Raw genomic sequence first — 2,293 nt, forward strand, 5'->3', positions numbered from 1 at the left:
GAAAGATTTGTTAGCGCTTTCAAGTAAGGAAGCTTTGTAGCCTTCCGGAATTTCCAGTATAATGGTTGCTGTTTTAGTGGTAGCTACATCCAAAGAGCCGCTGTAATTTCTTTTTTTGAAATCTTCCTGCACCTTGTCATAGTCACCGAATAAAGCACCGATTGTTACCATGTAACCGTTGCCGGCTTTTTTAACCAAATCATTTAATGTGAATGTTTCTTCCAATGAAAAATCACGGGAAATGGGAGATACTCCATAACCGTTAAACTTCCATGACTTATATTCATCCATCATCGGATATTCTGACTTAACCAATCCACTATACCTGTCCCGAACGGACTTAAAATATTCTCCCTAAGCTGCGTCATTTTTTCTTTTTAATTCAGCAGCTTTTGTTTTATTCATGCCTACATACAATAAATTTGAATCGCGGGGTATATACATGTTTGCATAAGTAAGCTGATCAATGTTGAAATCTCTATTGTAGTATTTTGAAATATAAGGAGACGAAAACCCCTTCGTAGCTGTTATTGTCCGGACACATAGGATTTTATCTAAATTTTCATTCAAAGAGATATCCAGGCTTTCGTTTAATGTATTTTCAGTATAAGGTGCAGCAGTCAGTATCAAAGATTTAAATTCAAATGTTTTGCTGTCAGGATTAAAATTATTCACGATTAACGCTTCTACACCCCTGAAAGGATTCGATAATTCGCCGTATTGCATATAACAGGTGGGATACATGAAATACTTATCATTCCACCGAATCCCCCAACTGATTTCCATAGGGCAAATTACATTTTTAATACCTGCGCTTTTGTTTCCGGTTGAAAAAATGAGATCGAAGGACTCACCTCGCTTATTCAACATGTTCATAAAAATTGTCGCAAGATAGACGTCGTATTCATTTGCACTTATATTCTCAGTGGGCATAATTTTTTCATTATTAACTACTTTTTTTCGTAGGTAATACCATGTCATTTCCATGAGCTCATTAACATCACTTCTCGTTGCAGGATTTTGTATGCCAATCTGATTCATTACATATTCTGTAGCCTCATCAGCGGTTTTTTTAAATTCATTGATACGATTTGCACATCGTTGCCACTCTTCATTTGAAAATTCTGTTTTAATTTTATTCGTTGTGCTCCTGATAGGCAAAACACTCGCATTGTCTGATCCTGTATATCGCGTTACAATAAACTTAACATGCGGCAGGTATTTTTCTCTTGGCAGGTTCCAGTCATTCATTACTTTTTCGCGCAACGAATCTACCAGTGTAAATGTCACCAGGCCGTTTTCGCCAGTCTTTTGGACCAGTTCCGGTGCACCGTTCAACGACTTGAAGTAGATATAGCTATCATTTGTAGGTACTTCAATGGTTAAAAATGTTTTTACAATCGGGAAGTCTGATGCCAGGTATATTCTTGTAAAAGGAACATTACCAGTCAATTCACTAGTCGGATTTTTAGAGATACGGGTAAAATCAATAATATCACCCGGTTCAAGATCCGGCAAGGCAAATTTATAATACGTTTCATTCAGCATTACACTCGACTTGTAGTGCAATGGAACCGAAGCATAATTTGTCTCCTTTATACCATCTTTCAATTCCAGGGTTCGGGACATTCCATTGGCTTTGATAATCGTTACTTCCGAAGAGTTTGTTTCTCCGTAGCCCGATGTATAGTAGGTGGAATATTTTTCAACAGCTGCTTTATCCTTAAGATATACCCGTGTTTTCACACGTTCAACAAAATAAATAACTTCCCCTCTTTCAATAAAATAGTTGGACGAATTGAAAAGGATTACAACCGATTCATCCTTGAATTGTTCCGGCACATCTTTTATGGATGCCGAGTGCTTGTCAAATTTTTCCGACAATGCGCTTGCGGCTAAAGCCGTTTTTTTTGCAGCTTCATCGGCCAGGTGCTGGTCTTTTTTTTCACTTGCGGTTTGGGCATAGAGTGATGAACTAATAACGAAAGCTGTTATTATTAAAAGGTAGCGCATAAAGAAAGTGGAATGAATTGTTTGATTAAGGTTTTTGATTGGTATACCTCAGTTCCCAAAAGTGTGAGTATATTACCCAACTTTTATCTTATATATAATGATGTCTGAAGAGGAAAGTAAACTTTAATTCGTTTGCATTCCCTCTCCAGACATTTTACATTTAATCGAATACGGTGATGTCCTGTATTATTTCTTTAATACAATTTTCACCTGAGTCATTTCATACATTATATCATAATACTTCACCATAGAAGCAAATTCTGTAGCCGTAAAGTCTGTC

At 36.8% G+C, this 2,293-nt stretch carries 2 protein-coding genes; both read right to left on the reverse strand.

From position 1 onward, the window contains the following. A partial coding sequence (locus ACTHJT_RS02045) for a hypothetical protein (protein WP_440236021.1) occupies positions 1 to 315 on the reverse strand: 315 nt, incomplete at its 3' end. Positions 316 to 354: 39 nt separating this feature from the next. After that, entirely contained in the window at positions 355 to 2,013 is a 1,659-nt protein-coding gene (locus ACTHJT_RS02050) for a hypothetical protein (protein ID WP_440236022.1), read from the reverse strand. Positions 2,014 to 2,293 lie beyond the last annotated feature (280 nt).

Source organism: Cytophaga sp., from assembly GCF_051961495.1.
In the GTDB taxonomy this organism is placed as follows: domain Bacteria; phylum Bacteroidota; class Bacteroidia; order Cytophagales; family Cytophagaceae; genus Cytophaga.